Origin of the sequence: Pseudomonas sp. p50(2008) (assembly GCF_015351605.1) — a bacterium.
In the GTDB taxonomy this organism is placed as follows: Bacteria; Pseudomonadota; Gammaproteobacteria; order Pseudomonadales; family Pseudomonadaceae; genus Aquipseudomonas.
This window is the reverse complement of the sequence record NZ_JACMYF010000006.1, coordinates 156,723-178,363: the sequence shown is the minus strand read 5'-3', so window position 1 is coordinate 178,363 and position 21,641 is coordinate 156,723. Positions and strand designations below refer to the sequence as shown.

Annotated in this window: 18 protein-coding genes; 4 read left to right on the top strand and 14 right to left on the bottom strand. The window is 58.4% G+C overall.

Going from position 1 to position 21,641, the window contains the following annotated elements:
• Positions 1-145: 145 nt before the first annotated feature.
• The 9 genes from aceA to H7698_RS18040 form a co-directional block, all read right to left on the bottom strand.
• Positions 146-1,471, bottom strand: a complete 1,326-nt coding sequence (gene aceA / locus H7698_RS18080) for an isocitrate lyase (protein ID WP_008032724.1) — start codon at positions 1,469-1,471, stop codon at positions 146-148.
• Between the two features lie 475 nt (positions 1,472-1,946).
• Positions 1,947-2,708 (bottom strand): secretin N-terminal domain-containing protein, encoded by a 762-nt coding sequence (locus tag H7698_RS18075; protein WP_194692352.1) that lies wholly within the window; start codon positions 2,706-2,708, stop codon positions 1,947-1,949.
• Positions 2,709-2,989: 281 nt separating this feature from the next.
• Positions 2,990-3,415, bottom strand: a complete 426-nt coding sequence (locus H7698_RS18070) for a GNAT family N-acetyltransferase (protein ID WP_162438557.1) — start codon at positions 3,413-3,415, stop codon at positions 2,990-2,992.
• Positions 3,408-4,577 carry a ribosomal protein uL16 3-hydroxylase gene (locus H7698_RS18065; protein ID WP_194692351.1) on the bottom strand — a complete coding sequence of 390 codons (1,170 nt, stop codon included), beginning with the start codon at positions 4,575-4,577 and terminating at the stop codon, positions 3,408-3,410. Before H7698_RS18065 ends, H7698_RS18070 begins: the two co-directional genes overlap by 8 nt.
• Positions 4,578-4,663: 86 nt before the next feature.
• Positions 4,664-6,034 carry an adenylosuccinate lyase gene (gene purB / locus H7698_RS18060; RefSeq protein WP_162438555.1) on the bottom strand — a complete coding sequence of 457 codons (1,371 nt, stop codon included), beginning with the start codon at positions 6,032-6,034 and terminating at the stop codon, positions 4,664-4,666.
• Positions 6,035-6,160: 126 nt separating this feature from the next.
• Positions 6,161-6,784 (bottom strand): high frequency lysogenization protein HflD, encoded by a 624-nt coding sequence (gene hflD, locus H7698_RS18055; protein WP_162438554.1) that lies wholly within the window; start codon positions 6,782-6,784, stop codon positions 6,161-6,163.
• Positions 6,781-7,914: a tRNA 2-thiouridine(34) synthase MnmA gene (gene mnmA, locus H7698_RS18050; RefSeq protein WP_162438553.1), complete on the bottom strand. Its 1,134-nt coding sequence runs from the start codon at positions 7,912-7,914 to the stop codon at positions 6,781-6,783. The genes hflD and mnmA overlap by 4 nt, the downstream gene beginning before the upstream one ends.
• 59 nt (positions 7,915-7,973) lie before the next feature.
• Positions 7,974-8,420, bottom strand: coding sequence for an NUDIX hydrolase (locus H7698_RS18045; protein ID WP_194692350.1), 447 nt, complete (start codon positions 8,418-8,420; stop codon positions 7,974-7,976).
• Positions 8,421-8,615: 195 nt separating this feature from the next.
• The gene (locus tag H7698_RS18040; protein ID WP_162438551.1) at positions 8,616-10,841 is read right to left on the bottom strand and encodes an NADP-dependent isocitrate dehydrogenase; all 2,226 of its coding nucleotides are present in this window, start codon (positions 10,839-10,841) and stop codon (positions 8,616-8,618) included.
• Between the two features lie 494 nt (positions 10,842-11,335).
• Between H7698_RS18040 and icd the strand changes: the two genes are divergently transcribed.
• Positions 11,336-12,592, top strand: a complete 1,257-nt coding sequence (icd, locus tag H7698_RS18035; protein WP_162438550.1) for an NADP-dependent isocitrate dehydrogenase — start codon at positions 11,336-11,338, stop codon at positions 12,590-12,592.
• Between the two features lie 94 nt (positions 12,593-12,686).
• Here icd and cspD read toward each other — a convergent pair whose 3' ends face one another.
• Positions 12,687-12,953, bottom strand: a complete 267-nt coding sequence (gene cspD / locus H7698_RS18030; RefSeq protein WP_194692349.1) for a cold shock domain-containing protein CspD — start codon at positions 12,951-12,953, stop codon at positions 12,687-12,689.
• Between the two features lie 225 nt (positions 12,954-13,178).
• Here cspD and clpS point away from each other — a divergent pair, with 225 nt between their 5' ends.
• The gene (gene clpS, locus H7698_RS18025; RefSeq protein ID WP_162438548.1) at positions 13,179-13,559 is read left to right on the top strand and encodes an ATP-dependent Clp protease adapter ClpS; all 381 of its coding nucleotides are present in this window, start codon (positions 13,179-13,181) and stop codon (positions 13,557-13,559) included.
• 30 nt (positions 13,560-13,589) lie between these two features.
• Positions 13,590-15,860: an ATP-dependent Clp protease ATP-binding subunit ClpA gene (clpA, locus tag H7698_RS18020; protein WP_007946437.1), complete on the top strand. Its 2,271-nt coding sequence runs from the start codon at positions 13,590-13,592 to the stop codon at positions 15,858-15,860.
• 234 nt (positions 15,861-16,094) lie between these two features.
• Here the strand turns inward: clpA and infA are convergent, their stop codons facing one another.
• The 4 genes from infA to trxB all read right to left on the bottom strand — a co-directional run bounded on the left by infA (position 16,095) and on the right by trxB (position 18,911).
• The gene (infA, locus tag H7698_RS18015; RefSeq protein ID WP_002553999.1) at positions 16,095-16,313 is read right to left on the bottom strand and encodes a translation initiation factor IF-1; all 219 of its coding nucleotides are present in this window, start codon (positions 16,311-16,313) and stop codon (positions 16,095-16,097) included.
• A gap of 111 nt (positions 16,314-16,424) precedes the next feature.
• Entirely contained in the window at positions 16,425-17,132 is a 708-nt protein-coding gene (locus H7698_RS18010; protein ID WP_194692348.1) for an arginyltransferase, read from the bottom strand.
• A 74-nt stretch (positions 17,133-17,206) separates the two neighbouring features.
• Positions 17,207-17,887 carry a leucyl/phenylalanyl-tRNA--protein transferase gene (aat, locus tag H7698_RS18005; RefSeq protein WP_162438546.1) on the bottom strand — a complete coding sequence of 227 codons (681 nt, stop codon included), beginning with the start codon at positions 17,885-17,887 and terminating at the stop codon, positions 17,207-17,209.
• 64 nt (positions 17,888-17,951) lie between these two features.
• Positions 17,952-18,911, bottom strand: a complete 960-nt coding sequence (trxB, locus tag H7698_RS18000) for a thioredoxin-disulfide reductase (RefSeq protein WP_194692347.1) — start codon at positions 18,909-18,911, stop codon at positions 17,952-17,954.
• Positions 18,912-19,217: 306 nt separating this feature from the next.
• On the opposite strand from trxB, the gene H7698_RS17995 reads away from it, so the two are divergent.
• Positions 19,218-21,629 carry a DNA translocase FtsK gene (locus H7698_RS17995; RefSeq protein ID WP_162438544.1) on the top strand — a complete coding sequence of 804 codons (2,412 nt, stop codon included), beginning with the start codon at positions 19,218-19,220 and terminating at the stop codon, positions 21,627-21,629.
• Positions 21,630-21,641: the final 12 nt, after the last annotated feature.

The following is a 21,641-nucleotide window of genomic DNA, read 5'->3' as shown; positions in this document are numbered from 1 at the left end:
CTCGAACGCAGCCTTCGGCAGCCGCTACACGGCTGTGATTGCCTGCAAATCACAGGCAAAAAAACGCCCCGAACCAGTCGGGGCGTCTAGAGGTGCGACGTTGCGGTTAGCTCTTACTCGGTCCGCAACGGCCGTTTACTCGGTATCAGTGGAACTGTTCTTCTTCAGTCGAGCCGGTCAGCGCGGTAACCGAAGACGAGCCACCCTGGATCACGGTGGTCATGTCGTCGAAGTAGCCGGTGCCCACTTCCTGCTGGTGAGCCACGAAGGTGTAACCCTTGGCAGCGTCAGCGAACTCTTGCTCTTGCAGTTTCACGTAGGCAGTCATGTCGTTGCGGGCGTAGTCGTGCGCCAGGTTGAACATGCTGTGCCACATGTTGTGAATGCCGGCCAGGGTGATGAACTGGTGCTTGTAGCCCATGGCGGACAGTTCGCGCTGGAACTTGGCGATGGTCGCGTCGTCCAGGTTTTTCTTCCAGTTGAAGGAAGGCGAGCAGTTGTACGACAGCAGTTGGTCCGGGTATTCCTTTTTGATCGCTTCGGCGAAGCGACGAGCCTCGTCCAGGTCCGGCTTGGCGGTTTCGCACCAGATCAGGTCGGCGTACGGAGCGTAAGCCAGGCCGCGAGCGATAGCCTGGTCCAGACCGGCGCGTACTTTGTAGAAACCTTCCTGGGTACGTTCGCCAGTTACGAATGGCTGGTCGTACGGGTCGCAGTCGGACGTCAGCAGGTCAGCAGCGTTAGCGTCGGTACGAGCCAGGATGATGGTCGGAGTACCGGCAACGTCAGCCGCCAGACGAGCAGCGGTCAGCTTCTGTACCGCTTCCTGGGTAGGAACCAGTACCTTGCCGCCCATGTGGCCGCATTTTTTCACGGAAGCCAGCTGGTCTTCGAAGTGAACGCCGGCGGCGCCTGCTTCGATCATGCTCTTCATCAGCTCGTAAGCGTTCAGTACGCCGCCGAAACCGGCTTCAGCGTCAGCTACGATTGGCGCGAAGTAGTCGATGTAGCCTTCGTCGCCCGGGCCTTTACCGGCTTTCCACTGGATCTGGTCAGCACGACGGAACGAGTTGTTGATGCGCTTGACCACGGTTGGAACCGAATCCACCGGGTACAGCGACTGGTCCGGGTACATCGATTCTGCGGAGTTGTTGTCCGCAGCGACTTGCCAGCCAGACAGATAGATCGCCTGGATACCGGCTTTGACTTGTTGCACAGCCTGGCCGCCGGTCAGGGCGCCCATGCAGTTGACGAAATCTTTCTCGGGACGGAAGGACGGCTTGGCACCCTGGGTCACCAGGTTCCAGAGCTTCTCGGCGCCCAGTTTTGCAAAGGTGTGCTCAGGTTGAACCGAGCCACGCAGGCGGACGACGTCAGCAGCGGAGTAAGCGCGTGTCACGCCTTTCCAGCGTGGGTTTTCAGCCCAATCTTTTTCGAGGGCTGCAATTTGCTGTTCGCGTGTCAGTGCCATGGAGATAAACCTCGTCGCGTCTTTTACGGAAAGTTGTTCTGCGGTGGAAAACTCATGCGCTCGCTGACCAGAAGCTTAGGAGGTCAAGTCGGATTCGGCGGGATTGGCGACGGGATGAACGATGGGCTCGAGGGGAAGTGAGCAGGTAAGGGCGAACTGGCGAACGCATTCGGGCATCGTGGGCCGTGGTGCAAACTTCAGTGTGGAGCCGGGTTACCTAATTACGCTTCCGTCCCTCGGGACAACTTCGTTCCAGTCGGCAATCTCGTCAAACACACCTTGTGGGCGGTACAGACACGAAGCGGTTCGCGGGGTAGGTGCGAACATCGCCTCGAAGGCCCTTGCCAGGGCCCCTGATTAGCGGGAGCGAGGCCATCATGCCTTTGCTTTTTTAGATCGTCAAACGTTTTGTAGTGCTTTTTTTCAAGCACTACATCTTTGGTCTAATACGACTAATCAGTCAGTTATCGGTGGTTTAGTCCAAAGTCTCGACTTTCACTCGCAGGGTCATGTCATCCCGGCCTTGAGTCGAGTAGCTGCGGGTGAGGCCCTGTTTGTCGGCCTGGCTTTGGCGGTTTACGCCGGCGAGGGTAATCCATTCGCCAAGGCGGCCCGTGACGGTTGTGTCGGTGCTTTGCACATTCACTACATCGGGCCGTTCCTGGCTCATGCGGTCGCGGTTGGTGCTGATGTCCAGGTGCACGATATCGCCGGTGATGCTGGCGGTGACGTAGAAACCCTGGGTGACGTTGCGGTACTCGGTCTGGCTGCGCAGATCGCCATAGGAATCGGACTGGGTGCTGGTCAGCGGTACGCTCTGGCCGACCTGGATCAGTGCCGGTGCGCCTTCGCTGGCCTGGATCTGCTGGATGCCACCGTCACGACTGTCGGTGCTGCGATTGATGATTCGCGTCTGGCCGGCATTGTTGCCATTGACCGAGTAACCCTGGTCGCCCTGGAAGTTGTTTTCGCTGGTGTCGACGGTGATCAGCAGGCGCTTGGGCTGGGTGTCGAGTTGAGCGATAAGTGCTTTAAGTTCGTCGATCTTGCGCTGATCGGCATTGACGATGAGTTGGTTGCCGTAGGCGCTGACCTGACCATCCTTGCCGATAAAATCTTGTGCCATTGGCAGCATGTCAGCGCTGGTGTGGTAGTTCAGCGGCACGACCTCGGTGGCGGCGATGACTGAAAAGCTGCAAGTCACCAGCAATGTGGCGAGCAGGGTGCGTAGGGACATGTCCGTTATCTCCGACTGTGAATGCTTTGATATTGCCAGTTTGTCGGCCCTCAGTGGCGCTAGTTGAATCGCAGACAGCAAAACGCCCCGGCATCCGGAGATGGCGGGGCGTTTTGTGGTGTTCCTGTGGCGAGGGGATTTATCCCCGTTGGGTCGCGAAGCGGCCCCAAAAACTCCAACCACGGTACATCAGGATTACCGCATGCAATGGTTTAGCGACTGCTGCGCAGCCGAACGGGGATGAATCCCCTCGCCACAGATTAATCCCCTAACACCAGGTGTTATGCCGAGTGACGCACCATGTCCACATGCGGAATCCCTGCTTCCAGGAACTCCTCACTGACCAGGCTGAACCCCAGGCGCTCGTAGAACGCTGTGGCCTGCACCTGGGCGCTGAGCATCTGCTGCTTCAGGCCGCGCTTTTCAGCTTCACCGATCACTGCTTGCATCAGCGCATCGCCGACTTTCAAACCACGCCAGTCCTTGAGAACCGAAACCCGGCCGATGTGTCCATCGGGCAGCAGGCGGGCGGTGCCAATTGGAAAGTCGCCTTCGAAGGCCAGAAAATGCACCGCAGTCGCATCATCGGCGTCCCATTCCAGCTCAGGTGGAACGGTTTGCTCGGCAATGAACACCGTCTCACGAATGCGCCGGATCTCGGCGTTGTCCTTTTGCCAGTCTGCGACACGAACGTGGATTTTATTCATCAGCAAACCCCAGGCTTCCTTGCTTGATCAGTTCGCACAACAGGCCGCGACCGTCTTCATCGCTCAGCCACTCGCCGAGGTTTTCGGCGTGCAGCGCATCGGCGGCGCAAATCATCTTCAGCAACTCGCGCAGCTTGCCCGGCAGGTAACGGCTCTGGCCGCTGGCGAACAGCAGAAGGTCGTCATCTACTTCGGACCAGGCCAGGCGCGCGCTCGGATTGCGGATCAGGATCGCGCCTTCTTCGAGACTGGCGAGCAGGTCGTCTTCTTCGATTTCTTCCGGGCCCACCACCAGTTCCGGGTAGCGCGGCTCGGTCATGTACTGGCCGAACCAGGTCAGCAGCAGGCGTTCATCGCTCATGTGCTCGGCCAGCAAGGCTTTCAGGCGATCAAGGGCGTCGTGCTGAATCTGGTGCGGATCGACCGCCGGCAGCGCGTCGGCATCGGTGTAGCGCTCTTCGTCGGTCAGGAACTGGCTGAGGAAGTCGGTGAAGTGAGTCAGCACTTCAGAGGCGCTTGGGGCGCGGAAGCCGACCGAGTAGGTCATGCAATCGTCAACCGCAACGCCGCAATGGGCCAGGCGCGGTGGCAGGTAAAGCATGTCGCCTGGCTCCAGTACCCACTCATCGGTGGCTTCGAAGTCAGCGAGGATGCGCAGGTCGGCGTGTGGCAGCAGCGGACTTTCGGAATCGCACATCTGGCCGATTTTCCAGTTGCGCTTGCCGTGACCTTGCAGCAGGAACACGTCGTAGTTATCGAAGTGCGGACCCACGCTGCCGCCGGGGGCGGCGAAGCTGATCATCACGTCGTCGACGCGCCAGCTTGGCAGAAAGCGGAAGTTTTCCAGCAGTTCGCTGACTTCTGGCACGAATTGGTCAACGGCTTGAACCAGCAGAGTCCACTCGGTTTCCGGCAACTTGCTGAATTCGTCTTCGGCGAACGGGCCGCGACGCATTTCCCAAGGGCGCTCGCCGTTCTCGATGATCAGGCGCGATTCAACTTCTTCTTCCAGCGCCAGGCCGGCCAGTTCGTCGGCGTCGATCGGGCTTTCGAAATCAGGGATCGCCTGACGGATCAGCAGCGGTTTTTTCTGCCAGTAGTCACGCAGGAATTCGCGCGCCGTGATGCCGCCCAGAAGTTGAAGAGGAATGTCAGGATTCATGTGTAACCTATTGAAAAAAAGCACTTTTCAGACGGGAATAAAAACGCCCGGCGCTGCCGGGCGTCTCAAACGGGTACAGCGGTCGATCAGATGCGTTTGGCTTGGTCTACAGCGTTGCCAATGTAGTTCGCCGGGGTGAGCAATTTCAGCTCGGCCTTGGCGGCGGCAGGCATGTCCAGGCCATCGATGAAAGTTTGCAGTGCTTCAGGGCTGATGCCCTTGCCACGGGTCAATTCTTTCAGCTTTTCGTACGGGTTTTCGATGTTGTAGCGACGCATCACGGTCTGGATCGGCTCGGCCAGCACTTCCCAGCAGGCATCGAGGTCGGCAGCAATCTTCTGCGCGTTGAGCTCGAGTTTGCTGATGCCTTTGAGGCTGGCTTCGTAGGCGATCACGCTGTGGGCGAAGCCGACACCGAGGTTGCGCAGCACGGTGGAGTCGGTCAGATCGCGCTGCCAGCGGGAAATCGGCAGTTTGCTCGCCAGGTGCTGGAACAGTGCGTTGGCGATACCCAGGTTGCCTTCGGAGTTTTCGAAGTCGATCGGGTTGACCTTGTGCGGCATGGTCGACGAACCGATTTCGCCAGCGATGGTGCGCTGTTTGAAATACCCGAGGGAGATGTAGCCCCAGATGTCGCGGTCGAAATCGATCAGGATGGTGTTGAAGCGGGCGATCGCGTCGAACAGCTCGGCAATGTAGTCGTGCGGCTCGATCTGGGTGGTGTACGGGTTGAAGCCCAGGCCCAGCTCGTCTTCGATGAAGGCGCGAGCATTTTCTTCCCAGTCGATTTCAGGGTAAGCCGACAGGTGAGCGTTGTAGTTGCCCACTGCGCCGTTGATCTTGCCCAGCAGCGGAACGGCAGCGACCTGAGCGATTTGACGCTCCAGACGGTAAACCACGTTCGCCAACTCTTTACCCAGTGTGGTCGGCGAGGCCGGTTGACCGTGGGTGCGCGACAGCATCGGTACGTCAGCGAAGCGGATGGCCAGTTCGCGGATCGCTTCGGCGGTCTGGCGCATCAGTGGCAGCATTACATCATCACGGCCTTCGCGCAGCATCAGGGCGTGGGACAGGTTGTTGATGTCCTCGCTGGTGCAGGCAAAGTGGATGAATTCGCTGACAGCGGCGAGCTCAGGCAGCTTGGCGGCTTGCTCTTTGAGCAAGTACTCGATGGCTTTAACGTCGTGGTTGGTGGTGCGTTCGATCTCTTTGACGCGCTCGGCGTGCTCGAGCGCGAAGTTTTCCGCCAGGGTGTTCAGTACAGCGTTGGCTTCGGCGGAAAACGCCGGCACTTCGCTGATGGCGGGGTGAGCGGCCAGGCGCTGGAGCCAGCGCACTTCCACCAGAACGCGAGCACGGATCAGGCCGTATTCGCTGAAAATTGGGCGCAGGGCCTGGGTTTTGCCGGCGTAGCGGCCGTCAACAGGGGAAACCGCAGTGAGCGAAGAAAGCTGCATGGGGTGTTCTCGGACAGTCGGGCAACGAAATGGGGCGCGTATCATACATGAAAAAGTCCGCCGGTCCGTTGCCAACTGACCGGCGTATTACGCGTTACAGACAAAAAGCGATGTTGCGGGCGCGGTTCAGCTGCTGCGCATCAGCGGGTAAAGCTCTTTAAGCAATTTGCGACGACTGATCACCAGCTGCCAGCGATGGCCGCCCAACTGCCGCCACAGCCGCGCAGAACGAATGCCGGCCAGCAACAGGGCGCGGATCTTCGAAGCGTTGCTCGGTTGCTGCAGGTTGCGCATGTCGCCATGCACCTGGATCCGCTGGCGCAGAGTGCTCAGGGTGTCCTGGTAGAGCGCGCCACAGGCGGCGATGACATTTTCGTGCGCCGGGCCGAAGTGCTCGACCTGTGACTGGATCTGCGGCAATCGCTTGCCAATCGCTTCGAGCATGTCTTCGCGCTTGGCCAGCTGACGCTCGAGGCCGAGCATCGCCAGGGCGTAACGCAGTGGCTCGCGTTGCAGGGTGCTCGGATCGCGTTCCAGCGCGCCGATCAATGCGCGGTAGCCCTCGCGCAGATTGAGGTCGTCGCCGCCGTACACTTCCAGCGTGTCCTTCGGGTCGCGAATCAACAGGCTGCCGAGCATGCAGGTCAGGCCTGCTTCGCTGGTTTGCCCCGTCTTGGCGATCTTGTCGACCAATACGGCGGCGAGAAACACGCCGCCCAACGCCGTCAGTTGTTCCTGGGTCGGGTTCATTGAGCCTGGCCTTTGCTCGTCCACGGCTCGGCCACTTCGATCACGCCGCCGCCGAGGCAGATTTCACCGTCGTAGAACACCACGGACTGGCCTGGGGTGACCGCGCGTTGCGGGTCATCGAAGGTCGCACGGTAACCGGTTTCGGTCTTTTCCAGGGTGCAGGGCTGGTCGCTCTGGCGATAACGGACCTTGGCGGTCAGTTTGCGCGGCCCGGACAGGTCGATCGGGTTGACCCAATAAATGTCCGAAGCGAGCAGGGCGCGGGAGAACAGGTACGGATGGTCATTGCCCTGGCCAACGATCAGCTCGTTGTTTTCCAGGTCCTTGATCAGCACGTACCACGGTTCGTCACTGGCGTCTTTCAAGCCGCCGATGCCCAGGCCCTGACGCTGGCCGATGGTGTGGTACATCAGGCCATGGTGACGACCGATGACTTCACCTTCGGTGGTCTTGATCTCACCCGGCTGGGCGGGCAGGTATTGCTTGAGGAAATCACTGAAGCGGCGTTCGCCGATAAAGCAGATCCCGGTGGAATCCTTTTTCTTCGCGGTAGCCAAATCATGTTTCTCGGCAATCGCGCGCACTTCAGGTTTTTCCAGCTCGCCGACCGGGAACAGGGTCTTGGCGATCTGTTCACCGCCCACGGCGTGCAGGAAGTAGCTCTGGTCCTTGTTAGGGTCCAGGCCCTTGAGCAGCTCGGTGCGGCCGTCAACGTCACGTCGGCGCACATAGTGACCGGTGGCGATCAGGTCGGCGCCCAGCATCATGGCGTAGTCGAGGAACGCCTTGAACTTGATTTCGCGGTTGCAGAGGATGTCCGGGTTCGGGGTGCGACCGGCCTTGTATTCGGCCAGGAAGTGCTCGAACACGTTGTCCCAGTACTCGGCGGCAAAGTTGGCGGTGTGCAGCTTGATGCCAATCTTGTCGCACACGGCCTGGGCGTCCGCCAGGTCGTCCATGGCGGTGCAGTATTCCGTTCCATCGTCTTCTTCCCAGTTCTTCATGAACAGGCCTTCCACCTCATAACCCTGCTCGATCAACAGAAGGGCGGAAACGGAAGAGTCCACGCCGCCGGACATGCCGACAATGACGCGCTTCTTTTGTGTATCAGAAGGGGCTGGATCACGCATAGGGATTCAATGAGTGTCTTGAAAAAGGACGCGATTCTAGCAGGCTCAAGGCCACAAGGCTAAAGAGAAGGGCGGATCAATCCGAGGCCGAAGTGCTGGCCGTCCAGATAATCATCGATGCAACGGATGATCAGCTCGCTGCGCCAGTTTTCGCGCTGCGCCAGTAATTCGTCCCGCGTCAGCCACTTGGCGCCGACGATGCCGTCGTCCAGTTGATAATCGGGGTGGTGTTTAAGCGGTTTTGCAGTGAAGCAAACCCGTTGATAGGTCACGCCGTTGCTGGGTGCGGTATACAGGTAAATTCCGACCACGCCGGTGGCTTCGACGTCCCAGCCGGTTTCTTCCAGCGTTTCGCGTACGGCGGCTTCGATCAGGGTTTCGTTCGGGTCGAGGTGGCCGGCGGGCTGGTTGAGCACGTTGCGCCCGTGCTTGTGCTCTTCGACCATCAGGAAGCGGCCGTTGTCTTCAACGATGGTGGCGACGGTGATGTGGGGTTTCCAGTCCATAAAGCTTCCTCGGATTCCAATGTTGAAACACGATCAAATGTAGGAGTGAGCCTGCTCGCGATAGCGCAATGTCAGTCACCAAAGATGTTGAATGGTATACCGCTATCGCGAGCAGGCTCACTCCTACAGGAAATTGCGAAGCCAGCAAACAAAGACCCCGGCACTGGGCCGGGGCTTTTTTGCATCTTTACAACCTTACACCAGTGCAGCGATCGCGGTGTTGAAGGTGTTGCTTGGACGCATGGCCTTGCTGATCAAGTCGGCATTGGCGTGGTAGTAACCGCCGATGTCCACTGGCTTGCCTTGAACGGCGTTGAGTTCGGCAACGATGGTTGCTTCGTTCTCGGTCAAGGTTTTGGCCAGCTCGCCAAACTGCGCTTGCAGTGCAGCGTCTTCAGTCTGGGCCGCCAGGGCTTGTGCCCAGTACAGCGCCAGGTAGAAGTGGCTGCCGCGGTTGTCGATGTTGCCGACTTTGCGCGATGGCGACTTGTTGTTGTCCAGGAACTGGCCAGTGGCCTGATCCAGGGTCTTGGCCAGAACCAGCGCCTTAGGGTTGTTGTACGTCACACCCAGGTGCTCAAGGGAAGCGGCCAGGGCCAGGAACTCGCCCAGGGAATCCCAGCGCAGGAAGTTCTCTTCCAGCAGCTGCTGAACGTGCTTCGGAGCCGAACCGCCAGCGCCGGTTTCGAACAGGCCGCCACCGTTCATCAGCGGCACGATCGACAGCATCTTGGCGCTGGTGCCCAGTTCCATGATCGGGAACAGGTCAGTCAGGTAGTCGCGCAGTACGTTGCCGGTCACCGAGATGGTGTCGAGGCCGGAGCGGGTGCGCTGCAGGGTGAACTTCATCGCGTCGACTGGCGCCATGATCTGGATGTCCAGGCCGGTGGTGTCGTGATCCTTCAGGTAAGCCTGAACTTTCTCGATCACGACGCCATCGTGGGCGCGCATCGGGTCTAGCCAGAAAATGGCTGGAGTGGCGCTGGCGCGAGCACGGTTGACGGCCAGTTTGACCCAGTCCTGGATCGGCGCGTCTTTGGTCTGGCACATGCGGAAAGTGTCGCCGGCTTCAACCGACTGCTCCAGCAAGGTACGGCCAGCGCTGTCGGAAACCCGAACCACGCCGTTCGACTTGATCTGGAAAGTCTTGTCGTGCGAGCCATACTCTTCGGCTTTCTTCGCCATCAGACCGACGTTAGGCACGCTGCCCATGGTGGTCGGATCAAAGGCGCCGTTAGCCTTGCAGTCTTCGATCACCGCCTGGTAGATCGTGGCGTAGCAACGATCCGGGATCACGGCCTTGGTGTCGTGCAGCTGACCGTCGGTGCCCCACATCTTGCCGGAGTCACGGATCATCGCTGGCATCGAGGCGTCGACAATGACGTCGCTCGGCACGTGCAGGTTGGTGATGCCTTTGTCGGAGTTGACCATGGCCAGCGACGGACGAACGGCGTAGACCGCCTGGATGTCCGCTTCGATCTGCGCTTGCTGCTCAGCCGGCAGGGCTTTGATGCGAGCGTACAGGTCGCCGATGCCGTTGTTCAGGTTGAAGCCGATCTGTGCCAGCACGTCAGCGTGCTTGGCCAGTGCGTCTTTATAGAACTCGGCAACGATCTGGCCGAACATGATCGGGTCGGAGACCTTCATCATGGTGGCTTTCAGGTGAACCGACAGCAGCACGCCTTTGGCTTTGGCGTCTTCGATCTCGGCAGCAATGAAGCTGCGCAGAGCGTTTTTGCTCATGACCGCGCAATCGAGGATCTCACCGGCTTGCACGGTGGTTTTTTCTTTCAGGACGGTGGTGGTGCCGTCTTGAGCGATCAATTCGATTTTGACGGCGTCAGCGGCGTCGATCAGGGCAGCTTTTTCGCTGCCGTAGAAATCACCGGTGCTCATGTGCGCGACGTGGGACTTGGAGTCTGCAGCCCAGGCGCCCATTTTGTGCGGGTGCTTGCGAGCGTAGTTCTTGACCGAGAGCGGTGCACGACGATCGGAGTTGCCTTCGCGCAGTACCGGGTTTACGGCGCTGCCCTTGATCTTGTCGTAGCGCGACTTGGCGAGCTTGTCGGCGTCGGTGGTCACGGTTTCCGGGTAGTCCGGCAGTGCGAAGCCCTGGGCTTGCAGCTCTTTGATCGCTGCTTGCAGTTGCGGAACCGAAGCACTGATGTTCGGCAACTTGATGATGTTGGCTTCAGGCGTAACGGCCAGGTCGCCCAGTTCGGCGAGGTGGTCGGCTACGGCTTTGTCACCCAATTGCTCGGGGAAGCTGGCCAGGATGCGCCCTGCAAGAGAGATATCGCGGGTTTCAACGGCGATATCAGCCGAGGCCGTGAACGCCTCTACGATAGGCAACAGTGAATAGGTGGCGAGGGCTGGAGCTTCGTCGGTGAAGGTATAGATGATCTTCGAGCGGGTGGGCATATTCGGATTAACTCTCTCTTCTTTGCTAAAGCGTGCGCAGAAACTCGAAGGGCGCCGGGTAAGCGCGTTCGTTCAAAGTCATCCATGAGCCGAATGTCGAGTTTTGTGCGCGGTGATGTTGGGTGCATCAGTCGAGCGGCAAGCGGGTGGACTGCGGTAACAGTCCTGCTTTTTCAGGTCCAAAGTCTCGTGCTAGAGAGGTCGGCCGTCGTGACTCTGTGGTCAGCGGGCGGCATTATACATAGGTAGCTGGCAATCTGCCGATGGTTCATACGTAACGAACATCGTCCATTGGTCTAAAGGTCGCAGGGGAGTGTGGGGCGTAGAGTCTTGCACCGTGCTTGAGTTTGGCGCTTTTCCCTTTGCTTTCAGGCTTGTACGTTGCGAACTGCGCAGCTTTGCGGCAGATGGTTGGAACATAGGGTTTGCGCGCCGATTTAACTGGGGTACGCTCGAACTAAGCCAGATGTTCAATCCAAACAATGGAGTTCAGCATGGGATACAAGAAGATTCAGGTTCCAGCAGTCGGCGACAAAATCACCGTCAACGCGGACCATTCTCTCAATGTTCCTAACAACCCGATCATCCCCTTCATCGAAGGCGATGGTATCGGCGTTGATATCAGCCCGGTCATGATCAAGGTTGTCGATGCTGCTGTTAAGAAGGCGTACGGCGGCGATCGCAAAATTTCCTGGATGGAAGTCTACGCCGGGGAGAAAGCGACTCAGGTTTACGACCAGGACACCTGGCTACCTCAGGAAACCCTGGACGCGGTGAAGGATTACGTGGTTTCCATCAAGGGCCCTCTGACCACGCCGGTCGGTGGCGGCATCCGTTCGTTGAACGTGGCCCTGCGTCAGCAACTCGATCTTTATGTGTGCCTGCGCCCGGTGCGCTGGTTTGAAGGCGTCCCTAGCCCGGTCAAGAAGCCAGGCGACGTCGACATGACGATCTTCCGCGAGAACTCGGAAGACATCTACGCCGGTATCGAGTGGAAAGCCGGCTCGCCGGAAGCGACCAAGGTCATCAAATTCCTCAAAGAAGAAATGGGTGTTACCAAGATCCGTTTCGACGAGAACTGCGGTATCGGCATCAAGCCGGTGTCCCTGCAGGGTACCAAGCGTCTGGCGCGCAAAGCATTGCAATATGTGGTCGATAACGATCGCGACTCGCTGACCATCGTGCACAAAGGCAACATCATGAAGTTCACCGAAGGTGCCTTCAAGGAGTGGGCCTACGAAGTGGCGGCTGAAGAGTTCGGCGCGACACTGCTCGACGGCGGTCCGTGGATGCAGTTCAAGAACCCGAAAACCGGCAAGAACGTCATCGTCAAGGACGCCATCGCCGACGCCATGCTTCAGCAGATCCTGCTGCGCCCGGCCGAATACGACGTGATCGCAACCCTCAACCTGAACGGTGACTACCTGTCTGACGCCCTGGCGGCTGAAGTGGGCGGTATCGGTATCGCGCCAGGTGCGAACCTGTCCGACACCATCGCGATGTTCGAAGCGACCCACGGTACTGCGCCGAAATACGCCGGCAAGGACCAGGTGAACCCGGGTTCGCTGATCCTGTCCGCAGAGATGATGCTGCGCCATATGGGCTGGACCGAAGCGGCCGATCTGATCATCAAGGGCACCAACGGCGCAATCTCCGCCAAAACCGTGACCTATGACTTCGAACGTTTGATGGAAGGCGCCAAGCTGCTGTCGTCCTCTGCGTTCGGTGATGCGCTGATTTCGCATATGTAACATTTGCACGAAACGAAAAACCGCCCGGCTTGAGTGATTGAGCCGGGCGGTTTTTTATTCCAGTTCGGGATCGGTCTGGAGGGAGGATACGAAACTAAGCTGTAACGGTTTGTTGCTCGGCAGGCGAGGCAACTTCCTCCACAGACTGAGGCGCGCCGATGTTCACGGCATGCAGCCCTTTGGGTCCCTGGATGATCTCGAAGACGACAGCCTGACCGGCCTTCAGGGTTTTATAGCCGTCCATCTGGATGGCCGAGTAATGAGCAAAAAGGTCTTCGCTTTTGCCATCTTCATTGATGAAACCGTAGCCCTTGGCGTTGTTGAACCATTTCACCTTGCCGCTGACCTTCACACCTGACATACCCAACTCCCTCTGCAACAGACTCCATCACTGGAGTATCATCCAGTTCATCCGCAGTCGAATCTCATAAATAAGATTGACTCCGCGGACCTTTTTTACCCACTGTGGGCTCTATTGGTTGTAACACCGTTTTGCCGATAGTCAAGGTGACCAGGCAGTCGGAGTTGAAATCGTCCATGACCGCCCCCACCACTGTATTCGCACAACTGACGAACCTTTCTTTCCATGCATGCAATCAGCCAGATTCGACTAACATTCAATCAGGATCGCCCGGTTCTCCATCAAGACCCGGGGACACACGACGACGATTCTGCAGGCATTGCTGTTCAGGAGGCTAAGCCTGCTTTACAGGCACCACCGATGTACAAGGTGGTTTTGTTCAACGATGACTACACACCGATGGATTTCGTCGTCGAAGTGCTCGAGGTGTTTTTTAACCTGAATCGGGAGCTGGCGACCAAGGTCATGCTGGCCGTCCATACAGAAGGACGGGCAGTATGTGGAGTGTTTACCCGCGACATCGCCGAGACCAAGGCCATGCAGGTCAACCAGTACGCCAGGGAAAGCCAGCATCCGCTACTCTGTGAAATCGAGAAGGACGGTTAATCGCCGACCACTTGGGTATGAGGTGAAGCTATGTTAAACCGCGAGCTCGAAGTCACCCTCAATCTTGCCTTCAAGGAAGCCCGTTCGAAGCGTCATGAGTTCATGACCGTCGAACACCTCCTGCTGGCCCTATTGGACAATGAGGCTGCCGCCACCGTTTTGCGTGCCTGCGGCGCAAACCTCGACAAACTCAAGCATGATCTGCAGGAGTTCATCGACTCCACCACGCCGTTGATCCCCGTCCATGACGAGGACCGCGAGACCCAGCCTACATTGGGCTTCCAGCGTGTTCTACAGCGTGCTGTCTTTCACGTACAGAGCTCGGGCAAACGCGAAGTAACCGGCGCCAATGTGCTGGTTGCGATCTTCAGTGAGCAAGAGAGTCAGGCAGTGTTCCTGCTGAAACAGCAGAGCGTTGCGCGCATCGATGTCGTCAATTACATCGCTCACGGCATCTCCAAGGTGCCCGGGCATGGCGATCACTCTGAAGGTGAGCAAGATATGCAGGATGACGAGGGCGGTGAGTCTTCATCTTCAGGCAATCCTCTGGATGCTTATGCCAGCAATCTCAACGAACTCGCGCGCCAGGGTCGAATCGACCCGTTGGTAGGCCGTGAGCTGGAAGTCGAGCGTGTCGCGCAGATTCTGGCGCGTCGCCGCAAAAACAATCCGTTGCTGGTGGGCGAGGCGGGCGTGGGTAAAACCGCGATTGCCGAAGGCCTGGCCAAACGCATTGTCGACAACCAGGTGCCTGACCTGTTGGCCAATAGCGTGGTGTATTCCCTTGACCTGGGCGCCTTGCTGGCCGGTACCAAATACCGTGGCGACTTCGAGAAGCGTTTCAAGGCGCTGCTCAATGAGCTGAAAAAACGTCCGCAGGCCATCCTGTTCATCGACGAGATCCACACCATCATTGGTGCGGGCGCCGCGTCCGGTGGTGTCATGGATGCCTCGAACCTGCTCAAGCCATTGCTGTCTTCGGGCGATATCCGTTGCATCGGTTCGACCACTTTCCAGGAATTTCGCGGGATCTTCGAGAAGGACCGTGCTCTGGCTCGGCGCTTCCAGAAAGTCGACGTGTCGGAGCCTTCGGTGGAAGACACCATCGGTATCCTGCGCGGCCTGAAAGGTCGTTTCGAAGCGCACCACAACATCGAATACAGCGATGAGGCCTTGCGTGCCGCTGCAGAACTGGCGTCGCGCTACATCAACGACCGGCACATGCCGGACAAGGCCATCGACGTCATCGACGAAGCGGGTGCCTACCAGCGTCTGCAGCCGATCGAGAAGCGCGTGAAACGTATCGAGGTGCCTCAGGTCGAGGACATCGTTGCGAAAATCGCGCGTATACCGCCAAAACATGTCACCAGCTCCGACAAAGAGCTGCTGCGCAACCTTGAGCGTGACCTGAAACTGACGGTGTTCGGTCAGGATGCTGCCATCGACTCTCTGTCGACGGCGATCAAACTGTCCCGCGCCGGCCTCAAGTCCCCTGACAAGCCTGTCGGTTCCTTCCTGTTCGCCGGGCCGACCGGTGTCGGTAAAACCGAAGCGGCGCGTCAGCTGGCGAAGGCATTGGGTATCGAACTGGTTCGCTTCGACATGTCCGAGTATATGGAGCGCCACACCGTATCGCGTCTGATCGGTGCGCCTCCTGGCTATGTCGGGTTCGATCAGGGCGGTCTGCTGACCGAAGCCATCACCAAACAGCCTCACTGCGTGCTGTTGCTCGATGAGATCGAGAAGGCGCATCCGGAAGTCTTCAATCTGCTGTTGCAGGTCATGGACCACGGTACGCTCACTGATAACAACGGGCGCAAGGCGGATTTCCGTAACGTGATCGTCATCATGACGACCAACGCCGGTGCCGAAACTGCAGCACGTGCTTCGATCGGTTTCACCCATCAGGACCACTCGTCCGATGCGATGGAAGTGATCAAGAAGAGCTTCACGCCAGAATTCCGTAACCGTCTGGACACCATTATCCAGTTTGGTCGCCTCAGCCATGAGGTCATCAAAAGCGTGGTGGACAAGTTCCTTACGGAGCTTCAGGCGCAGCTGGAAGACAAGCGTGTGCAGCTGGAAGTGACGGACGCGGCGCGCAGCTGGCTGGCAGCCGGTGGCTACGATTCGGCGATGGGTGCCCGGCCAATGGCGCGTTTGATTCAAGACAAGATCAAGCGTCCACTGGCGGAAGAAATTCTCTTTGGCGAACTGGCCGACCATGGCGGTGTGGTACACATCGACCTCAAGGATGGCGAGCTGACCTTCGAGTTCGAAACCACGGCAGAAATGGCCTGACGTTAATCGCAACAAAGCAAAAGGCGCCGAAAGGCGCCTTTTTGCTGTCTATCGCCTCACCGCGATCCCTGTAGGAGCGAGCCTGCTCGCGATGGCGGTGTGTCAGTGAAGTTAATATTGGCTGATATGACGCTATCGCGAGCAGGCTCACTCCTACAGCGGGGGGGCGTTGCCAATCAAATTCTGCGCAAACAAAAACGCCCGGCATAAACCGGGCGTCTTGTATTGACTTGATTAGCGAGCGCGGTAAGTGATGCGCCCTTTGCTCAAGTCATAGGGCGTCAGCTCGACGCGCACTTTGTCACCGGTAAGAATACGGATGTAGTTCTTGCGCATCTTGCCGGAGATATGCGCGGTTACGACGTGCCCATTTTCCAACTCCACACGAAACATGGTGTTGGGCAGGGTGTCGACGACAGTGCCTTCCATTTCGAAGCTGTCTTCTTTCGACATGCAGTAAAGCCCTCGGTGTCCAATGAATGGCCCGGTGCAACTGCGCCAGGCAAAAGCGGCGTGCATTGTGCCCGAAAAATGGGGTTTAAGCCAAGGGGTTTAGGGATTGCTCTAGTTCAGGATGACCCAGCGCTGGTTAATCAGCAGTTCGATAGGGCGATATTGAGTCTTGTAGCTCATCTTTTTGCAGTTTTTGATCCAGTAACCCAGGTACACCGCTTCCAGCCCCAGGCGCTGGGCCTCGGCGATTTGCCAGAGGATCGCGTAACGCCCCAGGCTGCGGCGTTCTTCGGCAGGCTCGTAAAAGGTATAAACCGCCGAAAGCCCGTTAGGCAGCAGGTCCGTTACGGCGACGGCCAGCAGCCGGCCTTCTTGTCTGAATTCATAAAACCGGGAAAACGGCAGGTCGCGTACCAGGAACGTGGAAAACTGATCACGGCTCGGCGGGTACATGTCCCCGTCGGCGTGACGCTGCTCGATATAGCGCTGATAGAGATCGAAGTATTCTTCGGTGAACTTGGGTTTGGCGGGGCGTACCTGCACATCGAGGTTACGTTTGAAAATGCGCTTCTGCCGGCGGTTGGGTAAAAAATTGGCAACAGGAATGCGCGCTGGAACGCACGCATTGCAATTTTGGCAATGGGGCCGATAGAGGTGATCGCCACTACGCCGAAAACCCATTTCGGACAGATCTGCGTAGACATGCACGTCCATGGGCTGGCTAGGATCGAGGAACAGGGTGGTGGCCTGCTCTTCGGGCAGATAACTGCAAGAGTGGGGCTGAGTGGCATAAAACTTCAAGCGCGCCAACTCGGTCATGATCAACCCTCGATAATCTTTTGAATAAGTGTAAGCGCTTTTGAATAAGTGTAAGCCACGCGCGTCAAAGTCGCTCAGCAAACCCATGTGGCGCGGTTGGGTTGGTCCAGGTGCTGCGTCAGATAGCCGGCAAATTCACGGCGTGGAATGGCTCGCGCACCAAGGCTGTGCAGATGGTCGGTCGGCATCTGGCAATCGATCAGTACAAAACCTGAGTCTTTCAGGTGTTGGACCAGTGTGGCAAAGCCAAATTTCGACGCGTTGTCGGCGCGGCTGAACATCGACTCGCCGAAAAACAGTTGCCCCATTGCCAATCCATAGAGGCCACCAACCAGCTCGCCCTGGTCCCAGACTTCGACCGAATGCGCGTAACCACGCCGGTGCAGTTCGAGGTAGGCGTTTTGCATCGCTTCGGTGATCCAGGTGCCGTCCGCGTAATCGCGCGGCGCAGCACAGGCGCGGATGACCGCTTCGAAATCCTGATCAAACGTCACCTGATAGCGCTGTTGGCGCAGCAACTTGTTCAGGCTGCGCGAGATATGCAGTTCGTCGGGAAACAGGACTGTGCGAGGGTCCGGCGACCACCAGAGAATCGGCTGGCCTTCGGAGAACCAGGGAAAGCACCCATGACGGTAAGCCTGGATCAAACGATCGGCGGACAGATCGCCGCCCGCGGCCAGGAGACCGTTGGGATCGCGCATGGCTTTGTCCAGCGGCGGGAAGGTCAGGGTGTTGCGTTGTAACCAAGTCAGCATGGCATCCGGGCTTGCAGAAGGGGAGGGCGGTGGCGGGTTGTCAGGCCCGTCGTGAAGTTTGCCGTCAAACGGCGGGAATGTCGTCGAGGAATTTTTCGGCGTCCAGCGCGGCCATGCAGCCGGCACCGGCAGATGTAACTGCCTGGCGGTAAACATGGTCGGCGACATCGCCCGCTGCAAACACACCGGGAATTTCGGTGGAAGTGGCGTCTCCGTCGCTGCCACTTTTAACCCGCAGGTAGCCGTCGCGCATGCTCAGCTGGCCTTCGAACAGGTCGGTATTGGGTTTGTGTCCGATGGCGATGAATACGCCGGTCACCGGCAGATCACTGGTTTCCCCGGTGAGACTGTCCCGCAGGCGGGCGCCTGTGACGCCGCTGGCGTCGCCCAGTATCTCGTCCAGATGCTGGTTCCAGTGCAGGCGGATATTGCCATTGGCGGCTTTCTCGAACAGTTTGTCCTGGAGGATTTTCTCCGAGCGCAGTTTGTCGCGACGGTGGATCAGGTGCACTTCCTTCGCGATGTTCGACAGGTACAAAGCTTCTTCAACCGCCGTATTCCCACCGCCCACTACCGCGACCACCTGATTGCGATAGAAGAACCCGTCGCAGGTGGCGCACGCCGAAACGCCTCTGCCGGCAAACGCCTCTTCCGAGGGTAACCCCAGGTACTGCGCCGATGCGCCCGTGGCGATAATCAGCGCGTCACAGGTATAGGTCCCGCCATCGCCGATCAGCTCGAACGGGCGTTGTTGCAACTTGGCGGTATGGATGTGGTCGTAAACGATCTCTGTGTCAAAGCGTTCGGCGTGTTTTTGCATGCGCTCCATCAGCACCGGGCCCGTAAGGCCTTCGACGTCGCCGGGCCAGTTATCGACTTCCACGGTGGTGGTGAGCTGGCCTCCTGCCTGTATGCCGGTGATGACAACGGGTTTGAGGTTGGCGCGGGCGGCATACACAGCGGCGCTGTAACCGGCCGGTCCGGAACCCAGAATGATCAGGCGGGAATGCTTCGCTTCGCTCATAAATACACCTCATAAGCCTTTGTCACAAAAGAGAATGCATGCTCAAATTGAACCGTAGGTGATGTGCCGTTTGCTATGTTGCTTCCAGGGGTTGCGAGCATGGCATCAGACGAACAAACCCGTACAATGCCTGCTTGTAACAGTGCATGTTTTAAAAAAGCAGTGCATCCCGTGTTTATCAAAACGCGGGTGCAGTGTTAAAAGTAGTCCCAGTTGCGCCTGTTCACTTTTTTACCTGCCTGGATTGGGCAGTTTTTATAGTCATTCAACAGATGGACGCGCCATTGGCGCAGGAAAAGTAGCGTTTTGAAGAAATCCACCGCAGCACCTAAAACAGTCGTCGTTCCGCTCTGGCGGCAGCAATTGCACTACCGACTCAAGGAAGGTGCATTGATCGCCATCGGTGCCTTGTGCCTGTTCCTGATGATGGCCTTGCTGACGTATGGCAAGGACGATCCGGGCTGGAGCCACAACAGCAAGATCGATGATGTGCAGAATTTCGGCGGCCCCGCCGGTTCCTACAGCGCCGATATCCTGTTCATGGTGCTGGGATACTTCGCCTACATCTTCCCGTTGTTGCTGGCAGTCAAGGCCTGGCAGATTTTCCGTCAGCGTCACGAGCCGTGGCAGTGGAGCGGCTGGCTGTTTTCCTGGCGGCTGATCGGCCTGGTGTTCCTGGTGCTGTCGGGCGCTGCTTTGGCTCACATCCATTTCCATGCCGCAACCGGTCTTCCCGCCGGTGCCGGGGGCGCGCTGGGCGAGAGCCTGGGCGATCTGGCCCGCAATGCGCTGAACATCCAGGGCAGCACGTTGCTGTTCATCGCGCTGTTCCTGTTCGGCCTGACGGTATTCACCGACCTGTCTTGGTTCAAGGTGATGGACGTCACCGGCAAGATTACCCTCGACCTTTTCGAACTGTTCCAGGGCGCCGCCAATCGCTGGTGGGCCGCTCGCGTCGAACGCAAGCAACTGGTCGCGCAACTGCGTGAAGTCGACGACCGCGTCCACGACGTGGTCGCGCCAACCGTGACCGACAAGCGTGAACAGGCCAAGGTCAAGGAACGCCTGATCGAACGTGAGCAGGCCCTGAGCAAGCACATGTCCGACCGCGAGAAGCAGGTGCCGCCAGTGATTGCCCCGGCGCCACCGAAACCTGCCGCCCCCAGCAAGCGCGTGGAAAAAGAGAAACAGGCGCCGTTGTTCGTCGACAGCGCTGTGGAAGGCACGTTGCCGCCGATCTCGATTCTCGACCCTGCAGAAAAGAAACAGCTCAATTATTCGCCCGAATCCCTGGCCGCGGTTGGCCACTTGCTGGAAATCAAGCTCAAGGAATTCGGCGTGGAAGTCTCGGTGGATTCCATTCACCCGGGCCCGGTGATTACCCGTTACGAAATCCAGCCTGCAGCGGGCGTCAAAGTCAGCCGCATTTCCAACCTTGCAAAAGACCTGGCGCGTTCGCTGGCAGTGACCAGTGTGCGTGTGGTGGAAGTGATTCCGGGCAAGACCACGGTCGGTATCGAGATTCCTAACGAAGACCGCCAGATCGTGCGCTTCTCCGAAGTGCTGTCGACCCCCGAGTACGACAACTTCAAGTCGCCGGTCACGCTGGCGCTGGGACACGATATCGGCGGCAAGCCGGTCATCACCGACCTGGCGAAGATGCCGCACTTGCTGGTGGCCGGTACGACCGGTTCCGGTAAATCGGTGGGTGTGAACGCGATGATCCTGTCGATCCTGTTCAAGTCTGGCCCGGAAGACGCCAAGCTGATCATGATCGACCCGAAAATGCTTGAGCTGTCGATCTACGAAGGTATTCCGCATCTGCTGTGCCCGGTCGTGACCGACATGAAGGACGCGGCCAACGCCCTGCGCTGGAGCGTGGCGGAGATGGAGCGCCGCTACAAACTGATGGCGAAGATGGGCGTGCGTAACCTTTCGGGCTTCAACGCCAAGGTCAAGGAAGCCCAGGATGCCGGCGAACCGTTGACCGATCCGCTGTACAAACGCGAAAGCATTCACGATGAAGCGCCGTTGCTGACCAAGCTGCCGACCATCGTGGTGGTGGTCGACGAATTCGCCGACATGATGATGATCGTCGGCAAGAAAGTCGAAGAACTGATCGCCCGTATCGCCCAGAAAGCGCGGGCCGCGGGTATTCACTTGATCCTTGCGACCCAGCGTCCGTCGGTTGACGTGATCACCGGCCTGATCAAGGCAAACATTCCTACCCGTATGGCGTTCCAGGTGTCGAGCAAGATCGACTCGCGGACCATCATCGACCAGGGTGGCGCCGAGCAATTGCTTGGCCACGGTGACATGCTCTACATGCCGCCGGGCACCAGTCTGCCGATCCGTGTTCATGGTGCGTTCGTTTCCGATGACGAGGTTCACCGGGTGGTCGAAGCGTGGAAACTGCGCGGCGCCCCGGAATACAACGATGACATTCTCGCCGGTGTCGAAGAGGCCGGCAGTGGCTTTGAAAATGGCGGCAGTGGCGGCGGTGATGACGATGCCGAAACCGATGCGCTCTACGACGAAGCCGTGCAGTTCGTCCTGGAAAGCCGCCGTGCTTCCATTTCCGCAGTACAGCGCAAGCTGAAGATCGGCTACAACCGCGCCGCACGCATGATCGAAGCCATGGAAATGGCCGGCGTCGTGACGTCCATGAACACCAACGGTTCCCGCGAAGTCCTGGCGCCAGGCCCGGTTCGCGACTGATCAGCTATTGAA